General features: G+C 61.0%; 2 protein-coding genes. Both read left to right on the top strand.

Going from position 1 to position 2,012, the window contains the following annotated elements:
- A partial coding sequence (gene istA, locus AC1Q5P_RS21815; protein WP_492520017.1) for an IS21 family transposase occupies window positions 1–1,139 on the top strand: 1,139 nt, incomplete at its 5' end.
- Between the two features lie 12 nt (window positions 1,140–1,151).
- A complete protein-coding gene (gene istB / locus AC1Q5P_RS21820; RefSeq protein WP_039338375.1) occupies window positions 1,152–1,892 on the top strand; it encodes an IS21-like element helper ATPase IstB in 741 nt (246 codons plus the stop codon).
- The last annotated feature ends 120 nt before the right edge of the window (window positions 1,893–2,012 follow it).

The following is a 2,012-nucleotide window of genomic DNA, read 5'->3' on the forward strand; positions in this document are numbered from 1 at the left end:
AAAGCCATGCAGGCGGCGAGAAATTGTTCGTCGACTATGCCGGAGACAAGGTCCCCGTCGTTGTCGACCGGCGTACAGGCGAAGTTCGTGACGCCCATCTGTTCGTGGCGGTGATGGGCGGATCGAGCCTGTCGTTCGCGTGTGCCACCTGGACCGAGCAGTTCGCTGACTGGATCGAGGCGCACAATGCGGCCTTCGCCTTCTTCGGCGGGGTGCCGCAGTTGCTGGTTCCCGACAATGCCAAGGTCGCGGTGATCAAGGCTTGTCACTTCGATCCAATGCTTAACCGTAGCTACAACGACATGGCTCGTCATTACGGGACCGCAGTGCTTCCGGCGCGCCCAAGGCGGCCGCGGGACAAGGCGAAGGTCGAGGCTTGCGTTGGCATTGTCGAGCGCTGGGTGCTGGGCAAATTGCGCAACCGGATTTTCTACAGCCTTGCCGAATTGAATACGGCGATCGCCGGCTGCTTGGCTGACCTCAACGATACGCGAGTGATGCGTCAGTTCGGAAAGACGCGGCGCCAATTGTTCGAGGAAGTAGACGCGCCGAACCTGAAGCCGCTGCCGGCCGAGCCTTGGGTCCATGCAGAATGGAAGCGGTGCCGGGTCGGGCTCGATTACCACATTGCCGTCGACCGCCATCATTACTCGGTGCCCTACCGCTTCGCCCGCCGTGAAGTCGAGGTCCGCTGCACGGCCCGTACTGTCGAGATATTCCTCGGCGGTGAGCGTATTGCCGTTCACATGCGTGGGTCTGGCAATGGCCGACACACAACCATCCCTGAGCACATGCCGTCCAGCCATCGGCGCTACCTCGAATGGACGCCGGCCAAGATCCGCGAAGAAGCAGCGCGTGTGGGTCCTATGCTGTCCTTGCTGGTCGAGAAAATCATCGAGGACCGGCCACATCCCGAGCAAGGATATCGGTCCTGCCTCGGAATAATCGGCTTGGCCAAGCGCTTTGGCGCTGTCCGCCTGGAGGCAGCGGCACTGCGTGCACTGGAAATCCAGGCTCGCAATTATCCCAGCGTCAAATCGATCCTTGAGAAAGGGCTCGACCAGGTTCCCGTGCGCGAAACCCCGGAGCGCACGCCGATCCTTCACACCAACATCCGGGGCTCCGGATACTATCACTGACAGGACCCATGAATGCTGAAACATCCGACACTGGACCAGCTGAACCAGCTGGGCCTCACTGGCATGGCCCATGCCTTCTCAGAAATGGAGAGCAACGGCGATGCCGCCGGCCTCAGTCATGCCGAATGGCTGGCAATGCTACTCGACCACGAAGCCACTTGGCGAAACGACCGCCGCCTTGCCCTGCGCCTGCGGCACGCGAAATTGCGACACCACGCGGTGCCCGAGGACGTTGATTATCGCAGTCCACGTGGATTGGACCGCCGTATGTTCGAAATGCTGCTCAAGGGCGACTGGATCGGCAACCATGAGAACCTGGCCATCATTGGCCCGACGGGCGTCGGAAAGAGTTGGCTCGCCTGTGCAGTCGGCCACAAGGCCTGCCGGGATAATCGCTCCGTCCTCTACACCCGACTGCCGCGGCTGATCGACGAACTGTCCCTCGCCAAGGGCGATGGCCGGATCGCTGCACGCATGAAAAGCCTCGCCCGGGTTGACCTCTTGATCCTCGACGATTGGGGTCTCGAGCCACTCGATGGCAATGCAAGGCACCACCTCCTCGAGATTCTTGAAGACCGCTACGGTTGCCGCTCGACCATGGTGACCAGTCAGCTTCCAGTGGCGCGTTGGCACGAGCTGATCAATGACCCCACTTACGCCGACGCCATTCTGGACCGCCTCGTTCACAACGCCCATCGTCTCGAAATGAGTGGCGAATCCATGCGCCGCCTGTCCGCCACAACTCCGGCTTGACCAAGCCGAGAACACAGTGACATCATTACCCAACGATCAGGTGGTCACCTGCGCGCGATCAAATCGGAACGCTGCGCGGCATCAGATCGGAATACATGCGCGCCATCGTCGGAATCCGCA

The sequence above is a fragment of the Novosphingobium sp. GW835-FHT14H07 genome (assembly GCF_058793515.1).